The organism is Pelodictyon luteolum (assembly GCF_001622165.1).
In the GTDB taxonomy this organism is placed as follows: Bacteria; Bacteroidota; Chlorobiia; order Chlorobiales; family Chlorobiaceae; genus Chlorobium; species Chlorobium luteolum_B.
Genome location: NZ_LVWG01000026.1, coordinates 1 through 20,000, shown reverse-complemented (window position 1 = coordinate 20,000; position 20,000 = coordinate 1). Strand labels below are relative to the sequence as shown.

The window sequence follows — 20,000 nt, the reverse complement described above, 5'->3', positions numbered from 1 at the left end:
ATTCCTTCTGATGTCCTCTAACAAGCTTCGCTGGCAGTCAGGGTCAGTTCGCTGAAACCTTTACGGCAGAAGCTTATGGCAAAAAGCGGTGGCGGGCGGCAGCCATTTACCTTCTTGGCCGGCTTGAGCACCTGCTGGCAGAGTAGGTGCCTGCCTTTTTACTTTTGACTTTTGTTGTTGCCCACTGATTGCGCTGATTTTCACTGATTGGTTTTTGACTGTCTGCGGATTATGCGAATTTCTGCGATTAGTTTGTATGTTACTATGAATAGATTGTTTGGGGTGTATATGGAAACGAAACAGAATGTCGATCAGCAGGTCAGGGATGTGCTTCGGGCTCATTCCGGGATTACACTTGCTATTCTTTTTGGCTCGATGGCTGATGGAACGGCAGGGCCTGAGAGTGATCTCGATCTTGCAGTCTATGCTGGCCGGCCGATCACTGCAGAAGAAAAAATTCAGCTGATCGAGGAGTTGGCATTGCAGATCGGTCGCCCAGTGGATTTGGTTGATATGAAGACAGCAGGTCTGCCAGTTATGGAGCAAATCTTTGCCAAAGGTCGAAGGATTATCGGTTCAAATTCGCTTTCTGCGGCCCTACTTACCCGGTACCAGATTGACCGTGCTGATTTTCTGCCTATCCGTCAGAGGGTGCTGGAAGAGAGGAGGAGGCGATGGATTGGAGCCTGATCGAACAGAAGCTCGAGTCCCTGCGTCGAGCCATAGGCAGGGTTGAAGGGCGCTGCCCCGAGGTTGCGGTAACCCTTGCCCGGGACTATGACGCACAGGATATTGTTTCCCTCAACTTGACACGTGCTGTGCAGCTTTGTGTCGATATTGCCAATCATGTGCTTTCTGAATCCGATCTTCCTTCACCTGTGACTATGGGGCAGAGTTTTGAATTGCTGGAAGAGCTGGGAGTCATTGGCCCTGAACTTTGTGTGAGAATGAAAAAAGCGGTTGGCTTCCGCAATCTGACTGTCCACAATTATGATGCTATCGACTGGGCGATTGTTCACGCTATCGCTCGACATCATCTCGTTGATTTCAAGGCTTTTGCTGAGGAGGTGCTGTTACTCCGAGGATGAGATTATCTTTTCTTGTTGCCCACAGATTAGACGGATGCGCTTCGCGCAGTGACCGGTGACCGGTGACCGGATGCGTTGCGCGCGGTGACGAGTGACGCGTGACGAGTTGAGCTGTTGGCACAAACGCAAACGGTTTACCATTCACGGATAACGGAGACCGGAGCCGGGTGTCGCTTGTGTTGTCGAGGCGAAAGGTTTCAACGGGGATCGGACTGTCGGGCTGTATCCCTTTGACGATGAGCGTTCTGGCGAAGTTCAGTGCCTTGAAGAAGTTGGTCTTGCCTGAGGTATTGCCGCCGTAGATTGCTGCTATCGGAAGTATGCGGGTATTGAACTTGCTGATTTTGGCAACGCGTCAATATGACCGTTGAGTGGAGCGGAGTATCTGTTGTGGTAAAAACAATATTTGTTTGTTTGAAAACGGCTCGCTATACTCAAGTCTAAGAGAACCCCAACCCAGAACAAGGAGATGAGCCATGGGAGCCGTAGCAGAGCGTGAAGTGAGGGCGTCGGAAGACCGTGGCGCCCTGGCCAAAATGGTCATGGTCCTGCTCGGGCATTGGAAGCTGAGTACCGAGGATCAGGCGGCGCTGCTGGGCATCGCCGCCAGCAACAGGGCCGCGCTGTCAAACTACCGCAGCGGCAAGCCGATCGGCACCGGCCGTGACCAGTACGAGCGCGTGGGCCACCTGTTGGGTATCCACAAGAACCTGCGGCTTCTTTTTCCGCAGAACAGGGAGTTGGCATACCGCTGGATGACCACCCGCAATAAGGCGTTCGACAATTTGACTCCGGTTGATGTCATTAAGGAGTGGGGGTTTGCGGGCCTCCTGATGGTGCGCGGGCATCTGGACCGCGCACGGGGCCTTTGAGCCGGGCAGAGCCATGAACTCCCTCTTTGCCCGGCTCGCGCTCGCCGACTTCCACGGGGACGTCGCCCGAAACGTCGTTTCCCTCGTGCACCCGCAGGACCTGTTCGATGATCTTACCGACGATCCTGCAGAGTGGGTGCTGGCGCAACGGGTGGAAGGTGACACCAAGCCGCCGCCCTACCGCTCGCCTGCGCCCGTTATCGACCGCCCCTTCGAGGATGCCGAATGGTTCAGCGCCATCATGTGGCCGTTCCGGCGTTGGCAGGCCAGCCGGTTTTCTGATGGTGCCTACGGCGTATGGTACGGTTCGGAGTCGGTCGAGACGACGGTTTATGAGTCGGCCTGCCACTGGTATCGGGGCTTGCTCGGTGATGCCGGTTTCGAACGGATGGCGGTAATCGCTGAGCGCAGGGTGTACTCGGTGGCATGCAGCGCGGCGCTGCTGGATTTCCGAAAAGCAGCCGTTACCTATCCCGCTCTCCTGCATCCGTCGGACTACGCCTTTTGCCGGTCGGTAGGGGCAAGGATCCACCGGGAGGGCCATCCCGGCCTACTGAGGCAATCTGTCCGCAGACCCGCAGGGGAAAATGTGGCGATCTTCAATCCCGACGTACTCTCCGCCCCCAGGCACTACTGCTACCTGACCTACCGGCTGGAGGGCTCGGAAATAGTGGTGGAGAAGCAGCCTGGGGTGGCGTGGGTTACGTTGGACGTCGCCGGTTTTTCATAGAGGGGGGAAGCTGTGGGTAGCACAGGAAACTCATCTGCAGGTTCGGCAAAGAGGCGCGCATAGACCATCGCGCAGCACATGGAGTGGAAGAGAGGAGTGCGGCGGAGGGTTTCCCCGCTGTTCGTGGAGGGGCTGACGTGCCGGTTCGGTGAAAATCGAAGCCCTTGCCTGGCGGGGGTTTGGTCAGGTTTCGCCACCGTGTGGAGACCGGGGGTTGATGGCTGCGTTTGATTGAAGGAGGAGGGTGCCTGTGTTGAGGTTGCGAGTCGCATGCTCTTCCCGAAAACTCTTGGGAAAGAGGTCTCCGAGGCTCATCTTAAGATGGCGACCTGATTCTCGATGCTTTCCTTGATGAACGCGATCATGGTTTCGTTTGGAGGTGCTACCGGCCGGGTGCTTGCGACAGGAAAACATTTATTGTATAATAGTGAGTAAATTAACTCATAATCATACAATGGCAAGCACACCATACCAGCGCCCGCATCTGGCAACGCTCCGGGCACGGCTCGAGGAGCCCCCGGCGTTCATGATCGTCGTTGCCGGACCGCGCCAGGTCGGCAAGACCACCCTTGTGAGAAAAGCCCTCGAGGGGCACCACTCTACCTTCATCGCGACCGACCAGCCGCTGACCCGCCCTGCCGACCCGCTCAGGGGAAGCAGCCCGGCAACCGGCCAGGAACCCGGAGCCAGGCCGACAGGCAAATGGCTCGTGGAACAATGGTCAAAGGCCAGAAGCGCAACCCTGGACTTGCCACCGGGACGCCACCACGTCCTTGCCATCGATGAAATCCAGAAAATCCCCCGCTGGTCCGAGATCGTCAAGGGCCTCTGGGATGAAGACCGCGCAAACGGCCTCCCGATGCATGTCGTCCTGCTCGGTTCCTCGCCCTGGCTCATGCTGAAAGGGCTTTCCGAAAGTCTTGCGGGCAGGTACGAAACCATCCGCCTGTCGCACTGGCAGTACGCTGAAATGCAGGAAGCCTTCGATCTATCCCTTGATGAATACATTTATTTCGGCGGCTATCCCGGATCGACGAGACTGCTCTCGAATGAAGCACGCTGGCGGCAGTATATCCACGACTCGCTGATCATGCCGACCATCAACAACGACATCCTCCAAATGCGGCGGGTCGACAAGCCGGCGCTCCTGAAAAACCTCTTTGAGCTCGGATGCGGAGCATACTCCGCCCAGATCATCTCCCTGACGAAACTGCAGGGAGAACTCCAGGACGCCGGCAATACCGTCACCCTGTCGCACTACCTGCACCTGCTCTCGGAAGCCGGCCTGTTGACCGGCCTGCAGAAATACGCGGGCCAGGAGCACCGCAAACGCGCCTCCGCGCCGAAACTCAACGTCCACAACACGGCGCTCATTTCAGCCCAGGCGACCTATACCTTCGAACAGGCAAGGAAAGACCGCTCCTACTGGGGACGGCTGGTCGAAAGCGCCGTCGGCAGCCACCTCATCAACAACAAACCCGAAGGTACCAGCCTCTTCTACTGGCGCAACGGGCCCCATGAAGTCGACTTCGTCGTGAGCCACGCCGACACGCTCCTGGCCATAGAGGTCAAAAGCGGTGAAAACTACAGGACCCCCAAAGGCCTGCAGGCATTCGCAGAAACCTTCCGGAACGCCAGGCCGGTCGTCATCGGAAACGGAGGCATCGCTCTTGCGGACTTCCTTCTGCAGCCCGTCGAAACCCTGCTGAACTGAGCCATGCTTGTCCAACGCACGGCAATACCGATTGCTCCGGATCCTGAAGGGCAGCCAAACGCGGAGCCGGTCAACCTTGACGCATTGCGATCCATCCCTGCATGGGTACTCCTCGGAGAGCCCGGCGCAGGCAAAAGCAGTGCGTTCAGAATGGAAGCGGATGCAACTGAGGGCATCCTCATTCCGATCGCCCGGTTCATCTCCGCCGACCCCGAGAGCGGGTGGAAAAACCGAACGCTCTTCCTTGACGGGCTGGATGAAAACCGCAGTACCGGCACCAATCAACAGGCCATACTCTACCAGATTCACCGGAAACTCCGGCAACTCGGCTCTCCGAATTTCAGGATCTCATGCCGGGCAACAGACTGGTACGGACAATCAGACAAAGAAGCGATCATCAGCGCATCTCCCGACGCCCGGCTCCCCCTCTACGTGCTTGAGCCGTTGAATGAAGAGAACATCCTTCAGATCCTCGGCGACAACTTCAACAGAAGCGACGGCAAGGCACTCATCGAAAAAGCCAAAACCTACGGCATCGAAGCCCTGCTCCGGAACCCGCAGACCCTGCAGCTCATCGCCGAGGCCCTGGATGGAAAATCCTGGCCGGCGAACCGGAAAGAGACCTACGAGTTCGCCTGCGGGAAGCTTGCCCAGGAAGGAAACAAAAGCCATCGCGACCGGCACCGGCAGCACCGGCATGAAACAGAACAACTGCTTCGGGCCGCCGGCCAGATCCTGGCCACGCTCCTCTTCGCCGGCAAGCAGGGCGTCGCTCTTGACCCGTCAGTCGAAAACGAGCATTTTCCGACCATCGGGAAACTCCAGCCAAAAGACATGCCGTCAGCCGAAGCCGCACTGGGAAGCAGGCTGTTCGTACCCGCCGCAGGCCGGGAGGAGCGCCTCGAACCGACGCACCGCAGCGTTGCCGAATACCTTGGCGCCCGCTGGATCGGAAAAGAGATAGACAGACACGGGCTGCCGCTGAAGCGGGTGTTCAACCTTATGTGCGGCCGGGACGGCAAGGCCGTCGACGGCCTCAGGGGCCTGTATGGATGGCTGGCGACTGAAACGCATACAGCCCGGACCTCCATGATCCGGAGCGATCCACTCTCTGTTGCGCTCTACGGCGACCCCCGGGCTATGGGAACGGATGACAAAAAACTGCTCCTGCAGGAAATCCATGCGGCATTCCGGGACAACCCGACCATTCTCCGGGAACCGGGAAACATCGAAACACTCTGGTCCCTGTTTGATCCCGACCTGCGCGACACTTACCTGGACGGCCTGGAGGATCCCGGGCGGGATGACGCCACACAGACCTATACCATATTCCTCCTCAAAGCGCTCCGCACCTCAATAGCCCGCAGCGGACTCGGCGATGCGCTCAAAAGCCTTGTCGCCGATGGCTCCCGATGGGAACGGGTACGCAAACTTGCACTTGAGGCCTGGATGGACTGCGGCGCAGCGACTGAAGATGCCATTGAAATCCTCACCGATTTCACGGAAGGAACCATCACCGACCCTTTCAACGAACTTGCGGGAATACTGCTCCACCGTCTCTTCCCGGAGAAGCTGGGCACCCTCGAAGCGCTGCGGCACTTCCACCGGAGCGACGAGCGGATCAGCGGGATGTACCGCTTCTTCTGGCGCTACGAGTTCCCGAGGAAGGTACCGGAGGGGGATCTCCCCCGGGTGCTCGACGAGCTCAGCCGGAACCCCCGGCTGCAAGCCCTCGACAAAACGGAATGGGAAACCCATGACATGCAGGCAACGCTCGTCACCCGTGCCCTCGAAACCCATGGAGACGATGTTTCCGACGACATCCTTTTCAGCTGGCTCCGCCTCGGAACCGACGAGTTCGGCCAGCGGCCCCACAACCCGGAGTTCCACCAGAGCGTTGCCGGATGGCTCGAGAAGCGCCCGCAGCGGTACTTCGCGCTCCTGCAGCTCTGCTTTGAGCGAAGCAGGAAAGAACCCTCGCCGGCCTATGCCCTCCACGCCTGCGGGCAGATCCTTCGCGCAGCAGCCGAACCCCGAACCCTCGGGCTCTGGCACTTCCTGCAGATCAGCCGGGAACAAAACGACATCCTCGCACGAGAACACCTTCAGTCAGCCGTCCGCTCACTCTTCCGGAAGGGACAGGAAGGACTCACGCTTGAGATGCTCTTCGAATGGCGAGGCACGGACCCGGTGAAACAGGAGTGGCTGAGAGCCTTCCTCAGCTGCCCGATTCCCGGCGCCCGGATCCTTGCGGCATCATCACCCGAAAGAGAGCTGCGCGACCCGGAAAAGATCAAGCGGGAACGCTCTTCACAGCTTGCCGCAAAGCTCGACGAGATAGCAAACGGTACGGCGCCGATGGGGCTTTTGGCCACACTGGCATCGATCTGGAACGGACGCTTCAGCGACATTGCCGGCAGTTCACCGGAGGAACGGTTCAGGAGCTATTGCACCAACGACGAGGAGGTAGTCCGGGCTGCCGAAAGCGGCATGAAATCCTGTATCACAAGAAACGACCTGCCGACGCCCGCCGAGATCATCAAGCACTCGGCCCGGCAGGAGACCTTCAGCATTGGCGAAGCCTGCCTGCTCGGCATGCAGTTGCTCTGGGATGAAGAGCCGAAGGCCGTCGATCTCCTCCCGGACGAGACTCTCGAAAGCATGATCTGCTTCCGCCTTGTCAACGGTGCCGGAGAAACCCCCGGCTGGTTCGCCCACCTTGCAGCCTCGAAACCCCGGCTTGTCGCCGGGATCCTCACCCGGCTCGTCGGCGCACAGCTCAAGGCCCGCAAGATGCATATCGACGGCATCCATGAACTCGGCAATGATCCTCTTTGGAAAAAAGTAGCCGCCATCGCTGCCCCGACCCTGCTCGAGAACTTCCCGACCCGCTGCAGGGCCCCGCACCTCGCCCATCTCGGCACGTTTCTGAAATCGGCCCTGAAATACGCCCCGACCGATCTGCCGGCCATCATAGCCCGCAAGCTCGCCCTCAAATCCCTCGAACCCGGCCAAAAAATCTACTACCTGCTTGCCGGCATGCTGCTTGAGCCCCAACGCTATGAACTACCGCTGTGGGATTTTGCCGGAGAAACCTGGCAGCGCGTGCGGCACATAGCAAGCTTCACCAGCCGGGGCTTCAGCGAACTGCAGGTCGACCTTCAACTCAGCCCCGAAACACTCTCGAAGCTCATCGAGCTGCAGGCCCCGTTCGCTTCTCCGGAGTGGCCGCTTGGCGGTGGTACCATAACAGAGTCGATGGAGCTTGGCGACCAGGTCAAAAGCCTCATCAGCGAACTTGCCGCCAGGGGAACAGAGGAGAGCCTCCACGAAATCGATCGCCTGCTCGCCCTCGCCGCGCTGCAGAAATTCCGAACGCACCTGCAGATGAGCAGGCACAAGGCTACCGCCGCCATACGCGAAAGCGTCCGCACCATCCCGCCCCTCGCCGATGTGGCCGCCGTCCTCGAGAACGGCGCGCCCGCCGACCCCGAAGACCTTCTGGCAATCGTGCTCGACCAGCTCGGTCATGTCGCCGCCGACATCCGCCAAAGCAACAGCGACATCTACCGGCAGTTCTGGACGGAAGCGGCGAACAACAACCGCCACAAGTGCGAACAGAGCTGCCGCGACGCCCTCCTCGGAATACTGCGACAGCGCCTGCAGCCGCGGGGCATAGCGAGCGAACCGGAGGTCGACCACGCAGGCGACAAACGGGCCGCCATCCGCATCTCCTTCAAAAACAGGATCGCCATCCCCGTCGAGATCAAGGGCGACTGGCACCGGGAGCTCTGGACTGCCCCCACAAGCCAGCTCCCCCGCTATACCGCCCCGGCCATGACCGGCGGACGGGCCATCTATCTCGTACTCTGGACCGGCGGACGGGAGCAACCCCCGCCGCGGGACGGAGGCAAAAAGCCCCGCTCGCCCAGAGAACTGCAGGAGCGGCTCGAAGCCTTCACTGCCGGGAGGTCGGAAGAGCGCACAGAGGTCTTCGTCCTCGACGTTTCGTGGCCCGGATAAAAAAAGCCCCGCACCGCAGTTTAAAGCGATGCGAGGCCTCTGTCGCAATTCGCGCGCCGCAGGAGCGGCGTCTCTGAACTCTCGCGCCGCCTTCAGGGCGCTTGAATTGATCGAGGAGGCGTTTCATGACGTCGAGGGGATTCGTGTGTTCGTGTTTGAGCCTGCCGAAGATCCGAATGCCGTTCGTTGCAACAACGATACCCGGGATGTTCCGAAGATGACCGCCGGGCGAGCAGCGCTGCTTTGTTTGATGGCGCGCTATAGGGATGGTTTGCTGGATCCGTTTATCTCGCTTCTCGAGGTGCATAAACTGATGTACTTCATGCAGGTGAGCGGGGAACCGCTACGGCTGTCATTCACCAAAGGGCATTACGGCCCCTATGCAGAGAACCTTCGTCATGTGCTCAAGGCGCTCGAAGGGCATAGGATTTCGGGGTATGATGATGGGGGTGATCAGCCTGATAAGCCACTTTCGTTGATGAGCGGAGCATTGGATGATGCCCGGCGTTTTCTTGAGGGGGAAGCGGCTACGCGGGAGCGTTTGGACAGGGTCGGGCGCCTTGTGGAGGGTTTTGAGTCTTCCTTCGGTCTTGAGCTCCTGTCGAGGGTGCACTGGGTGGCCAGCCAGCAGGATGTTGCCTCTCTGGATGATGTCGTCAAGGGCGTGTATGCCTGGGGGAAGCGGAAGGAGCAGTTCCGGGAGCGTCAGATCAGAAAGGCGGTTGACGTTCTGGTATATAAGGGTTGGCTTGATGGGAAGGCGGTATGTTCCGCCGTGCAGTGTGGAGTCTGAATTGAGCCCTGCAATTGAGGGGGGGGCATGATGGGCGCCTGTGTGATGCCGGTGCTTGTTTCTTTTTTTTTGATAGAGGAAAATAGGGTAATCTTGAGATGATAAGGCAGTTTAGTGGGGGAGGTGGCGGCGGTTCAATGTCTTCCGAAATCATCATTCTTGCAGGCAGGCTCCGATTTGTTGTGGTTTATTTGAATTAAAGCTTAACTTATAAGTGAATCCCGGGTTCCAGATCACGCCGGTTGAGAATGGCCTGCGCGGTTCGTTGTACGCAGTACAGGTGTCCGGGCAGGAGAAGACGGAGTTTGATCGGTTTCTGGAAAGTGAGGAGGTACGGGCTGCTTCTGAGTATCGTGCTCTCGTGACGCGTTTGGATGATATGGTTGAGCGCCTCGGTTTCAGGGAGCAGTTCTTCAAAAAGGAGGGCTCGATACGGGATTCGGTTGAGGCGTTGCATTACGGGAACGGAAAGCTCAGGCTGTATTGCCTTCGTTGGTCAAGTGCTCTTCTTATTGTCGGGTATGGAGGGGTAAAGACAACAAGAACCTATCAAGAGAATCCGGTATTGCGTGAGGCGGTTGCCTTCTTGCAGGAAGTCGATGCCAGGGTGGCGGCGCGACAGAAAACCGGTGAAATCCATATTGATCCCGATACCGGGCTTATTAGCGGGGATCTTGTCTTTTCAGGGGAGGATTGATTATGAAACCATCATGTTTGAAAAAAGCCCTCGAGGGGGTGTCACCACTGACGAAAAAGTATGTCAGACGGCAGGGTGAGTTTGCCGTCCGCCTGCACGACCTTATGGAGAGGGGCGGGATGAGTCAGCGTCAGTTGGCTGAACAGCTGGGGAAAAAAGAATCCTATGTCAGTAGAGTCCTGTCGGGTTCTGCTAATCCGACCCTCAAGACCATGGTGGAGTTCGAGGTCGCTCTCGGCCAGGATATCTTTTCGATCCCTTACGAAGGGAAGGCTTTTATCTACAAGGTTGTTGTGCCTCAGTTTCAATTTCCTGCAACCTCATCACTTGAGGGTTATACAACGAAGTCTGCCCGTGCCGGCGGAGGCGCCCGTGCAGTCTTGTATCATGATTACTCCATAGCCGGATAAGCCTTGATGGAACAGAAGAAGAACATAGGGTTTCAGTTTTCGGGGTTCAGGATTACCGCATTTTCGTTCAAGGCTCCAGAAGAGCCTTTGGGTGAGAACGAATCATTTGATTTTGAAACCTCTGTCGGTGTCAGCCATGAGTCTTCCGCTCTCATCGTCAAGGTCGGCATTGGCGTGCAGCGCTCATTGGATCAGGTCAGGTGTGCTACCATGGTTGCTGAATCCTTATTCAGCACAGAAGGGCTTGAGGTCGATAGCCATACGGGAGCTGTTGTGGACGTTCCTCCCGATTTCTATGCCACGGTGATTTCCCTGGCAATTTCGACGACCAGGGGGGCTTTGCTCGTCAAGGGGGCCGGTTCATTTCTTGAGCGTGTTCCTTTGCCGATTGTCGATCCCAAGGCCTATGTTCCCGCCATAATGGAGGCTAATAAGCCATCGGTTGGCGGGTGATTGGGGTTGTGATTGTTCAATGACGAGCGTTTACACGAGTCACGGTTTCTTCATTCATCTGCTACTATGACGCAACCTGTTGTGGATGTGATGTTTGACGATAACAGCTATCTCCAGCGTCTCTCTATACAGACGACAACGCTGGATGAGAAGCTCACAGTGGTCGTTGATATCGAGCAGGTTCCATTGCACAAGAAAGATCCGATGATAAAGCCTGAAGGTCAGGTTCCTCAACATGACTTCGTGTACAGGCTCTATTTGAGGGATGAAGGTGATGGGGTGTCTCGCCCGGTATTAAATGCATCCTTTTTTCCCAATGAGTTGATTGAGCTGTTGAGACTCAATGTGTTGCAGGAATCTCGGGTTGAGAAGGTCATAACAGAGGGAACGCAGCTGCTGTCCTGTGAAGAGTTGGCCGATACTTTGCAAATCGATGTTGGCCGTATTTCTGTGATCTGATGAAGCATGGAGGTTTTCGCCTCCACACCCTGCCGTTCTTTTATCCCTCTTTGTAGCTCACCCTCACGCCCGCTAACACCTTCCTTACGTAAGAGCAGCCAAAAGTCCGGTGGAGCTTTGGTGTTGCCGCGTGACTGGGCGGGACCCCGGCTGTTCCTTACGTAAGAGCAGCCAAAAGTCCGGTGTGGCTTTAAGTGATGCTGCATACGGGGCCGGACCCCGGCTGTTCTATACGTCAGTAGCAGCCGAAGTCCGGAGTGGTCACGTAGCCGCTTGCGATGGAGCGCATATGTCAAATCTCGGCACCGTATATGGCGTGGCGGAGTGCGAGGAAATCGTCACAGTGGGAGCCTCCTTGACGCGATTGGTGGTTCGGTGGTCCGGTATTATGATTAACCGCATTAAGTCTTTGTGTTCCATTCTCAAGGGAGCCCGCAAGGCTGTGCTTCGGGGGGGCACTCTATGCATCAATCGTTGTCGTTGTTGTTTTCCCAAATAAGGCTCCGTCATCGCCCCGTCATCATTTTATTGGTGCGTAACTGCAATGCCATGCCTTCGCCAACGAAGCGTGATCCTTCTCTTGATAGATGTGTTCCGTCTCGGTATAAGAGCTGTTCCCTGTCAGTAAATGGAAACCGGTATAACAGGTGATGTGTCCGGAGTACTCTGATGCCATGCTCCTGCAGATAGGAAAGCAATGCTTGATACTGTTGGTTGTTGCTTTTCATTTTAAGCGCACGCAGGCTGGATGTATAGTCGTTACTACGGAGAAGGGACTTTTCAAAGTCGGGAAATGTAGTGTCTGGTAAATCTTCGATGATATACACTGTTTTCCCGTTATTGGCGGCAAGTTCAACCGTTCGCATCAGCGCAAGTCTAACTGCATTTTCACGGTCGATGCTGAAATCTATTTCACCCCTTGAGTCAGTGAAGTCCAGTGTCAAATCAAACAGTGTGTTTTCCGAAAATGCCAGAAAAATCCTGTCAGCCGTCTTGCAGGAGAGCAACCTCTTATACAGCGCATTCGTTCTCTTCATGCATTGTAGCTTCCCGCCATGATCAAGGTTATATCCCATATCGATATCAATAAGGGGCGGGCATCCTCCGGCTCCGATCATGAGAAGGTTTCTGTCGGTCTTGCCTAGCTCAGCGCTTAATCCTAGGAAAAAATGATTGGCATGAGAATCGCCAATCAGTATGTCGGTCGGCTCGTTGGTTGAATCGTAGATCAAACAGTATTGATTATTGCCGTATTTTCGGCTACAGTCGTCGCACTTGTTGAGCTCGTCGGGCCAAGCGAGCGTCTGCTTGACAGCTTTGTATACGGGGAAGCGGTGTATAAAGCCATTGTTTAGTATTGAAACTGCACCAAGGGTAGCTGTGAAAATTAATCCGATTACCGAAAGTACAAATATCTGCTTCTGTCTGACTCGGGATTTATTTCTGAATGGTTGTTCTACAAATTTCCAGCTGAGGTACGAGAGTATGAAAATGAGCACCAATATGATCGCAATGGATAATGCTGTAGGATGGGGTTCAATGATATCTTTATACAGGGCAAGTACGGGTTGATGCCATAAGTATAAAGAGTAAGACATCAAACCTATTAAAACGAGATACTTATGTGACAGGATCTTTGCTACTGAGGATTCATGATCAGCGCACATTATTATTAGTGCGGTGCTTAATACAGGTAGGAGAGCGATAACGCCCGGCATCATATCGGAAGGATTAATCACAAAATATGAAATCAATAATCCAGCTAGTGTCATGTCACGCATCAACTGACGGATAAAGGTGTTTGAGCTTGATTCGGGCCTTATCCGTGGTGAAGCGCCAGTTGATTATTGCGTTCAGATTGTTCCGTTCTTTCTCCCAGGCCATGACTTCTGAGCGAACTTCTGTGATTGTGTCAATGCGCCGGTTCAGGCACTGGCCTGAAAGAACTCGCAGCTCGATCTCTGCCATATTGAGCCAACTTCCGTGTTTCGGGGTGTAGACAAATTCGAACCGGTCAAGTAACGCCTTTGCTTCCTGCGCCTTAAAGGCCTGATATAATGAGCCGGGCTGATGCGTATTGAGGTTGTCCATCACCAGCGTAATCCGTTCTGCATGCTTGTACTTACCGGCAATCTCTGCAAGGAACCGCGCCCAGTCATCCTTTTTCCTGCTGGAGGTCACCCTGACCATTCGTTTTCCGACTAACGGTTCATTGGCGATGAAAATATTACACGTGCCTTTCCGGCTGTATTCGTAATCATATCGGGCCAGCTGGCCGGGTCGTGCCGGTACCGGAATTCTCGTTTCGGCTATCAACTGCTTGGGCGATTCATCCATACAGACCACGGGATACAGAGGGTCATAGGGCTGCTTATAGGTATCCAGCACCATCTCCATATGAGCTACGAAATTGCCATCATGCTGTGGTGGAATCACCCAGCCGACTTGCTTCCATGGTTTAAGGACGTTTTTTTAACGTCCTGCGTACGGTTTCGTAAGAGATATTCTCTACATAGTTTAGCTCTACCGCCTTATCGGCAAGCAACCTCAAGGTCCAGCGCAGATGCCCTTCCGGTGGTTCCGAGCAACTCAAGGCTACCAGGTGTGCTTCCAGATCTCCGTCGGCTTTTCGACTATATACCCGTGTGGATGGCTTACCGGTAAGGGCCATGCTGAGGCCTTCTTCCACGAATCGCTTTTTTACCCGGTCAATCGTCTTCATGCTGACGTTCAGCACCCGTGCAATGTCTTCATTGATTGACCGCTCTTTCTGGAATTTCCCCTCATCACAGGCCAGCAGGATCAATGCATTCAAAACAGTTTGTGCTGCGTGTTTTCCTTTACTGCTCAGAGCATCAAGCTCTTGTCGTTCTTCCTCGGTCAGGGTGACTTTGTACTTCTTCATATTCAATCCTCCTATGGTTGATTATGAAGAACAATATACGGCTATTTATGCGACTTTACATGCGTGACGTGACACTAGACCTATGAAGGCTAGCGGTGCTTTAAGAAAGGGTGGCGGTATTTTGTTTTGAACCATCAAGGTTGCAATGACAGCTCCAATACCGAGTTCCCATGCTCTAGAAGGAATGCCAAAAAATGCTATGCGCGGGTACATCGTGACCAAAACCACTGAGATGAGAAAACTGATCAGCGACAGCAATGAGATTATGGAGAGTTGGGCATTTTTGCTCTGGGACTTCCATACCAACATGAGTAGCGGGAAAAAAAGATAGAACTGTTCTTCAACAGATAAGCTCCATGTATGCAATAATGGCTTTGCCGCAACATTATTGGCAAAGTATCCTCCTGTTAATGCGAAATAGACGTTCGAAGCGAATACGGACAGGCTGAGCAGTGATTTGCCATAATCGACGATAGCCTCGGGTGACAGGAGAAGAAAGACCGCAGGAGTCGTTACAAGAGTCACGGCGAAAAGTGGCGGCAAAATACGTCGCGCTCTTCGCTCATAAAAGTCAATGATGCTGAAGTGATCGTTTTCAATCTCCTCAATAAGGATAGATGTAATCAAATAGCCACTAATCACAAAAAACACATCCACCCCGACAAAGCCGCCGCTCATGGCGTCAAATCCCGCATGAAATAGAATAACGGGTATGACGGCAAGAGCTCGTAAGCCGTCAATTTCTAAGCGGTACGCTTTCACTTTAGGGGGTACTCTTGGATTGATTGGGGAATTCGATGGCGTAAAAGAATTGCAATTAAGCGTTTGGCGTGATGCAAAGCGTCAATATAATTATATTTAAGTGTATTGTTCATATCCGCGGCGTCGACACGGGTCTCACTTTGTAATAGGTAACATTCTCTGGAGCTTGTTGAACTTTATGTCACTGCAATACGGGAGGTGCCTGAGGAGAATATCCAAGCTAAAACGGAAGCGAGATGCTGAACGATAATCAAAGCACTCCTTTGGATGATATATGGGGCGCAGAGCGCTCCGGTTGTATCTGGAGCGGGTGTAAGATGGATCGGTAGGAGAGGTATTTTGTGTGTCGTTTCATGACGCACGGAGGAGTATGTTTTGAGCGGGTCACGATAAGGGGATCTTAGGGTATTTTCAGTATATTACCCACCTGTATTTGTTAAGTGGTCATGCGTTCCCTTGCTCATGTGGTAGGATTGAAGCCGTGAGTTAGGGCGGCGAAGCCGTATGGGTTCTTATTGACAGAGTAGTTATTAATGTCTTCTCAAAGAGTTTATATCGCGGGTCATCGCGGTATGGTCGGTTCGGCAATATGGCGGGCCCTCCGTGCGGCGGGTATCCCCGAATCCTGCATTATCACCCGTACCAGTTCGGAGCTTGATCTCACTGACCAGCGGGCTGTGCGGGATTTTTTTGCATATGAGCGGCCGGACGGGGTCTACCTGGCGGCGGCCAAAGTTGGGGGTATCCACGCCAACAACACTTTTCCGGCAGAGTTCATATTCCGGAACCTGATGATCGAAGCGAATGTCATTGATGCGGCGTACCGTAGTGGTGTGCAGAGACTGCTGTTCCTCGGGTCCAGCTGCATCTATCCCAAACTGGCCACGCAACCCATGCGTGAGGATGCCCTCCTTTCCGGACCGCTTGAGCCTACCAACGAGCCCTACGCTATAGCGAAGATCGCCGGCATCAAGCTCTGCGAGAGCTACAACCGCCAGTACGGCACCGATTACCGCAGCGTAATGCCTACCAATCTCTATGGCCCGGGCGACAACTACCATCCCGAAAACAGCCATGTCATCCCGGCACTGATCCGCCGCTTCCATGAGGCCAAGGCCGGCGGTGCTCCGAGTGTTGCCATCTGGGGTACGGGAACGCCTAGGCGGGAGTTCCTCTACGTCGACGATATGGCCTCAGCCTGTCTCCATGTCATGCATCTGGATAAGGTACTCTATGCTGAGCACACAGAGCCCATGCTGAGCCATATCAATGTAGGCTGTGGCGAAGACCTTACCATCAGGGAACTGGCTGAAGCCATAGCGGAAACAACCGGTTATCAGGGCCAGATCGACTTCGATACGACCAAGCCGGACGGCACTCCGCGCAAGCTCATGGACAGCTCAAGGCTCAACCGGCTCGGCTGGACACCAGAAGTATCGCTCAAAGAAGGCCTGATGTTTGCTTATCAGGATTTCATCAAGAACTACCCGCATACATGAAGAAAGCGCTCATCACCGGCATTACGGGCCAAGACGGCTCCTACCTTGCCGAACTCCTGCTCGAGAAGGGCTACGAGGTCCATGGCATCAAGCGACGAGCCAGCTCGTTCAACACGCAGCGGATCGACCACATTTACCAGGATCCCCATATCGACCACCAGAACCTGGTGCTCCACTACGGCGACCTCACCGACAGCAGCAACCTCACCCGCATCATCGCCGAAACTAGGCCCGACGAGGTCTACAACCTTGCCGCGCAGAGCCATGTGGCGGTGAGTTTCGAGTCGCCTGAATACACGGCTGACGTCGATGCTCTTGGGACGTTGCGCTTGCTGGAGGCTATCCGCTTTCTGGGGCTCGAAAAGACTACCCGGTTCTATCAGGCAAGCACCAGTGAATTGTATGGACTGGTACAGGAAATCCCCCAGCGGGAGACGACGCCGTTCTATCCAAGGAGCCCCTATGCCGTGGCCAAGCTCTATGCCTACTGGATTACGGTGAACTACCGAGAGGCATATGGAATGTATGCCTGCAACGGAATCCTCTTCAATCATGAGTCACCCCGGCGCGGGGAGACTTTTGTGACGCGTAAGATTACCCGCGCGCTTGCCAACATCAGCCAGGGACTTGAGGAGTGCCTCTTTATCGGCAACTTAGATGCGAAGCGGGACTGGGGGCATGCCAAGGACTACGTACGGATGCAGTGGATGATGCTGCAGCAGGACGAGCCGAAGGACTATGTGATTGCTACGGGCGTGCAGTACAGTGTGCGGGAGTTCATCGAGAAGGCTGCTGCCAAGCTCGGCATCACCATCCGCTGGGAGGGTAATGGCAAAGAAGAGGTTGGCTACCCCGTCATTGCGAGCGAAGCGCGGCAATCCATACTCTGCTCCATGGACAAGCCAATTGTTCGCATTGACCCCCGTTACTTTCGCCCCTCCGAGGTGGAGACGCTGCTTGGCGATCCGTCGAAAGCGAAGGCCGATCTGGGGTGGATCCCTGAGGTCGCACTCGACGAGATGATCGACGAGATGGTGGCCTGTGACCTCGATCAGGCAAGGCGGCATGCGTTCCTGAATGACAACGGGTACGGGCAGGCAATCACCCGGGAGGGCTGATCGATTGGCTCATTCTGACGACGGCATATTTGTTCTTCTGATGCGGCTCTGGCATCATTTTGAGCCGCGAAGAAAACGGCAGTTCGTATTATTGCTTGTCCTGACCATCTTTACGTCCTTCGCAGAGATTTTCAGTCTTGGCGCCGTCCTTCCTTTTCTCGCCGTTCTGACCGATCCTGAACGTCTATTTACGAATCCCCGCATTCATCTGCTGATTACGGCGTTTGGCATCACGACGCCGAAGGGCCTGATACTGCCCTTTACCTTGGCTTTTGGCGTGGCGGCATTGGTCTCGGGCGGCATGCGCCTGTTGCAGATCTGGGCCAATGTGCGGGTATCATTCGCAACAGGTGCGGACCTGAGTATCTCCCTGTTCAGACGGACGCTCTACCAGCCCTACTCTGTCCACGTTTCAAGGAACAGCAGTGAAATCATTAATGCGGTATCTTCAAAAGCCGTAAAGGTGATTTTTGATGGTATTATTCCTGCGATTGGCATGATCACGTCAGTAATCATGCTATTTGCGCTCATGGCGACATTGATTGTCATAGCGCCGATTATTTCATTGTTGGCCTTCGGCGGGGTTGGGCTCATTTATGCCATAATCGTGTTCTTTGCGCGTGGCCGGCTGAAATCAAACAGCCGCTTGATTGCTAGAGAATCAAGTAATGTTGTCAAATTGCTTCAGGAGGGATTGGGTGGAATCCGTGACTTGCTTATTGACGGCAATCAGGCGGTATACTGCGATTATTACGGCAAGTCAGTACGTCCTTTACTGAGAGCTCAGGGGAATAATCAGTTCACCGGTATCAGCCCCCGATTCGGAATCGAGGCTACCGGAATGATTATTGTGGCGGCTCTCGCTTATTGGCTTACCGGGCAACCGGATGGATTTGCACGAGCTCTGCCTATCTTGGGGGCTATGGCTATCGGTGCACAACGCATCTTGCCTGTTCTGCAGCAGTTGTTCCGGGAGTGGTCGTTTCTTCAGGGGTCGGCAGCATCCTTCAAGGATGTTCTGGAGTTGCTGGACCAGCCACTTCCTGCCTCCCTCGGCACAGGTGATGAGCGGGCGTTACCTTTTAGGCGCGAGATAATGATGCGTAATCTTTCATTCCGGTACGCTCTGGAAAGTCCTCTGGTTCTGCATAACATAACCCTAGGAATTCCTAAGGGGGCCAGAATGGGAATCATCGGGGCTACAGGTAGCGGCAAAAGTACACTTCTGGACATCCTGATGGGCCTCCTGTTCCCAACGGAGGGAGTACTGGAGGTTGATGGCGTAATCGTCAATGAGCAAAATCAGCGGTCATGGCAACGCCGTATTGCGCATGTACCGCAAGCTGTATTTCTTGCTGACAGTTCAATTGCAGAAAACATCGCATTTGGTGTTCCGAAAGTAATGATTAACCACGAGCGTGTTACATCTGCTGCGCAGCAGGCTCAGATAGCCGATCTGATTGAATCGTGGCCTAACAAGTACGATACCTTTGTGGGTGAACGGGGCATTAGACTTTCAGGCGGTCAGCGGCAACGCATTGGTATCGCAAGGGCGCTTTATAAGCGGGCAGATGTGGTTATTTTTGATGAGGCAACAAGTGCGCTTGACAGCGAAACGGAGAGCGCCGTCATGAAGTCCATTGAGGAACTCAGCAAAGACCTGACAATACTCATCATTGCACACCGTTTGACTACGCTTAAGGGTTGCGATACCGTTGTTGAACTGAAAAACGGAGCCATAATTGCCAATGGGTCGTATGAAAACATGGTCGCAAATCGTAACTGATGGTTGATGTATGAAGAAAACCGTTGTTCATGTTTGGGCTCAGAAGGCCCGGAATATGTCAGATGAAAGCACCTGGGGGATAGGAGACCAATTAAGAGGGTTGGTGAATTTAAAGGAAGTGTCCTGGAGGAGGGGGTGGGGGATTCAAGTTGACATCAGGAGTCATCCGATTGAAGGGTACCTGTGCCCGGAGCCTTCTATACTGGTGGATAGGCAGCGTCAGGAGGATGTTGATTTTGTCGTTTTCGATTCATTTTTAGCAATTGATAGGTATCTGTCAAACTCCTTTGATGGGCATGACAAGATTTCCTTAAGTACGAACGGAGGAGGGCGATGGCCGAGGCGTGTGTCGCCAGAAGCGAAAAGCTTCGCCCGAAAGCTGCTTCAGCCCTGTGATGAGCTTGTCAGGAAACTGGGGGCGTTTGTCGATGCTGAATACACGATTATCCATTTTCGCTTGGGTGATCAAGAGATGTCAGCAGGGCGGTCAGATGGCTTTGAACGAGAGTTGGCACTGTTAAAGATGTATATGCGCCCGACGGATGTTTTGCTCACGGATTCTCACGCCTTTAAAATGCGTGCACATAATGAACTTGGAATCCGGGTGACTCCGACTGTTCCAGTGCATGTAGGGGTATCGGGAGCTTCCGAGGCATATCTTGATACCCTATTTGAATTCTTTTTGGTGACT

18 protein-coding genes are annotated in these 20,000 nt (G+C 54.5%); 15 read left to right on the top strand and 3 right to left on the bottom strand.

Translation table 11 applies throughout. From position 1 onward, the window contains the following. The first annotated feature begins 288 nt into the window (after positions 1-288). The 11 genes from A3K90_RS04745 to A3K90_RS04695 all read left to right on the top strand — a co-directional run bounded on the left by A3K90_RS04745 (position 289) and on the right by A3K90_RS04695 (position 11,239). A complete protein-coding gene (locus A3K90_RS04745) occupies positions 289-690 on the top strand; it encodes a nucleotidyltransferase domain-containing protein (protein WP_011358542.1) in 402 nt (133 codons plus the stop codon). Then, the gene (locus tag A3K90_RS04740) at positions 675-1,088 is read left to right on the top strand and encodes a DUF86 domain-containing protein (protein WP_011358541.1); all 414 of its coding nucleotides are present in this window, start codon (positions 675-677) and stop codon (positions 1,086-1,088) included. The genes A3K90_RS04745 and A3K90_RS04740 overlap by 16 nt, the downstream gene beginning before the upstream one ends. 476 nt (positions 1,089-1,564) lie before the next feature. Continuing rightward, positions 1,565-1,960: an MbcA/ParS/Xre antitoxin family protein gene (locus tag A3K90_RS04735; RefSeq protein WP_303681422.1), complete on the top strand. Its 396-nt coding sequence runs from the start codon at positions 1,565-1,567 to the stop codon at positions 1,958-1,960. 13 nt (positions 1,961-1,973) lie between these two features. Next, positions 1,974-2,690 (top strand): RES family NAD+ phosphorylase, encoded by a 717-nt coding sequence (locus A3K90_RS04730; RefSeq protein WP_303681421.1) that lies wholly within the window; start codon positions 1,974-1,976, stop codon positions 2,688-2,690. Between the two features lie 454 nt (positions 2,691-3,144). Further along, complete coding sequence (locus A3K90_RS04725) at positions 3,145-4,404, top strand: ATP-binding protein (RefSeq protein ID WP_041463907.1); 1,260 nt, start codon at positions 3,145-3,147, stop codon at positions 4,402-4,404. Between the two features lie 3 nt (positions 4,405-4,407). Further along, on the top strand, positions 4,408-8,427 hold the full coding sequence (locus tag A3K90_RS04720) for an NACHT domain-containing NTPase (RefSeq protein ID WP_303681420.1): 4,020 nt from the start codon (positions 4,408-4,410) through the stop codon (positions 8,425-8,427). A gap of 28 nt (positions 8,428-8,455) precedes the next feature. Further along, positions 8,456-9,220 carry an Appr-1-p processing protein gene (locus A3K90_RS04715; RefSeq protein WP_303681419.1) on the top strand — a complete coding sequence of 255 codons (765 nt, stop codon included), beginning with the start codon at positions 8,456-8,458 and terminating at the stop codon, positions 9,218-9,220. Between the two features lie 214 nt (positions 9,221-9,434). Further along, a complete protein-coding gene (locus A3K90_RS04710; protein ID WP_303681418.1) occupies positions 9,435-9,917 on the top strand; it encodes a hypothetical protein in 483 nt (160 codons plus the stop codon). Positions 9,918-9,919: 2 nt separating this feature from the next. Continuing rightward, positions 9,920-10,327: a helix-turn-helix transcriptional regulator gene (locus A3K90_RS04705; RefSeq protein WP_303681417.1), complete on the top strand. Its 408-nt coding sequence runs from the start codon at positions 9,920-9,922 to the stop codon at positions 10,325-10,327. Between the two features lie 6 nt (positions 10,328-10,333). Further along, positions 10,334-10,780: a hypothetical protein gene (locus tag A3K90_RS04700; RefSeq protein ID WP_303681416.1), complete on the top strand. Its 447-nt coding sequence runs from the start codon at positions 10,334-10,336 to the stop codon at positions 10,778-10,780. 66 nt (positions 10,781-10,846) lie between these two features. After that, on the top strand, positions 10,847-11,239 hold the full coding sequence (locus tag A3K90_RS04695; protein WP_303681415.1) for a hypothetical protein: 393 nt from the start codon (positions 10,847-10,849) through the stop codon (positions 11,237-11,239). A 506-nt stretch (positions 11,240-11,745) separates the two neighbouring features. Here the strand turns inward: A3K90_RS04695 and A3K90_RS04690 are convergent. The 3 genes from A3K90_RS04690 to A3K90_RS04680 form a co-directional block, all read right to left on the bottom strand. Then, on the bottom strand, positions 11,746-13,020 hold the full coding sequence (locus tag A3K90_RS04690) for an acyltransferase family protein (protein ID WP_303681413.1): 1,275 nt from the start codon (positions 13,018-13,020) through the stop codon (positions 11,746-11,748). Further along, positions 13,013-14,144, bottom strand: a protein-coding gene (locus tag A3K90_RS04685; protein ID WP_303681412.1) for an IS630-like element ISCph1 family transposase whose coding sequence is annotated in 2 segments (ribosomal slippage) — positions 13,013-13,712 and positions 13,711-14,144 — 1,134 coding nt in all. Because the reading frame shifts where the segments join, the coding sequence is not laid out codon by codon here. Before A3K90_RS04685 ends, A3K90_RS04690 begins: the two co-directional genes overlap by 8 nt. A 45-nt stretch (positions 14,145-14,189) precedes the next feature. Further along, positions 14,190-14,906, bottom strand: coding sequence for an acyltransferase (locus A3K90_RS04680; protein WP_303681410.1), 717 nt, complete (start codon positions 14,904-14,906; stop codon positions 14,190-14,192). Between the two features lie 533 nt (positions 14,907-15,439). Between A3K90_RS04680 and A3K90_RS04675 the strand changes: the two genes are divergently transcribed. The 4 genes from A3K90_RS04675 to A3K90_RS04660 form a co-directional block, all read left to right on the top strand. Next, the gene (locus tag A3K90_RS04675) at positions 15,440-16,405 is read left to right on the top strand and encodes a GDP-L-fucose synthase (protein ID WP_303681409.1); all 966 of its coding nucleotides are present in this window, start codon (positions 15,440-15,442) and stop codon (positions 16,403-16,405) included. Further along, the gene (gene gmd / locus A3K90_RS04670; protein ID WP_303681408.1) at positions 16,402-17,523 is read left to right on the top strand and encodes a GDP-mannose 4,6-dehydratase; all 1,122 of its coding nucleotides are present in this window, start codon (positions 16,402-16,404) and stop codon (positions 17,521-17,523) included. Before A3K90_RS04675 ends, gmd begins: the two co-directional genes overlap by 4 nt. Before the next feature lie 40 nt (positions 17,524-17,563). Continuing rightward, on the top strand, positions 17,564-19,309 hold the full coding sequence (locus A3K90_RS04665; RefSeq protein WP_369690409.1) for an ABC transporter ATP-binding protein: 1,746 nt from the start codon (positions 17,564-17,566) through the stop codon (positions 19,307-19,309). Positions 19,310-19,319: 10 nt separating this feature from the next. After that, positions 19,320-20,000, top strand: a 681-nt coding sequence (locus tag A3K90_RS04660; RefSeq protein WP_303681406.1) for a hypothetical protein, incomplete at its 3' end; no start/stop codon positions are given.

What these genes read in the sequence shown, in the direction of transcription:
- A3K90_RS04745 (WP_011358542.1), top strand. Translation starts at nt 289, where the DNA reads ATGGAAACGAAACAGAATGTCGATCAGCAGGTCAGGGATGTGCTTCGG.
- A3K90_RS04740 (WP_011358541.1), top strand. Translation starts at nt 675, where the DNA reads ATGGATTGGAGCCTGATCGAACAGAAGCTCGAGTCCCTGCGTCGAGCC.
- A3K90_RS04735 (WP_303681422.1), top strand. Translation starts at nt 1,565, where the DNA reads ATGGGAGCCGTAGCAGAGCGTGAAGTGAGGGCGTCGGAAGACCGTGGC.
- A3K90_RS04730 (WP_303681421.1), top strand. Translation starts at nt 1,974, where the DNA reads ATGAACTCCCTCTTTGCCCGGCTCGCGCTCGCCGACTTCCACGGGGAC.
- A3K90_RS04725 (WP_041463907.1), top strand. Translation starts at nt 3,145, where the DNA reads ATGGCAAGCACACCATACCAGCGCCCGCATCTGGCAACGCTCCGGGCA.
- A3K90_RS04720 (WP_303681420.1), top strand. Translation starts at nt 4,408, where the DNA reads ATGCTTGTCCAACGCACGGCAATACCGATTGCTCCGGATCCTGAAGGG.
- A3K90_RS04715 (WP_303681419.1), top strand. Translation starts at nt 8,456, where the DNA reads ATGCGAGGCCTCTGTCGCAATTCGCGCGCCGCAGGAGCGGCGTCTCTG.
- A3K90_RS04705 (WP_303681417.1), top strand. Translation starts at nt 9,920, where the DNA reads ATGAAACCATCATGTTTGAAAAAAGCCCTCGAGGGGGTGTCACCACTG.
- A3K90_RS04700 (WP_303681416.1), top strand. Translation starts at nt 10,334, where the DNA reads ATGGAACAGAAGAAGAACATAGGGTTTCAGTTTTCGGGGTTCAGGATT.
- A3K90_RS04695 (WP_303681415.1), top strand. Translation starts at nt 10,847, where the DNA reads ATGACGCAACCTGTTGTGGATGTGATGTTTGACGATAACAGCTATCTC.
- A3K90_RS04690 (WP_303681413.1), bottom strand. Translation starts at nt 13,020, where the DNA reads ATGCGTGACATGACACTAGCTGGATTATTGATTTCATATTTTGTGATT.
- A3K90_RS04675 (WP_303681409.1), top strand. Translation starts at nt 15,440, where the DNA reads ATGTCTTCTCAAAGAGTTTATATCGCGGGTCATCGCGGTATGGTCGGT.
- gmd (WP_303681408.1), top strand. Translation starts at nt 16,402, where the DNA reads ATGAAGAAAGCGCTCATCACCGGCATTACGGGCCAAGACGGCTCCTAC.
- A3K90_RS04665 (WP_369690409.1), top strand. Translation starts at nt 17,564, where the DNA reads ATGCGGCTCTGGCATCATTTTGAGCCGCGAAGAAAACGGCAGTTCGTA.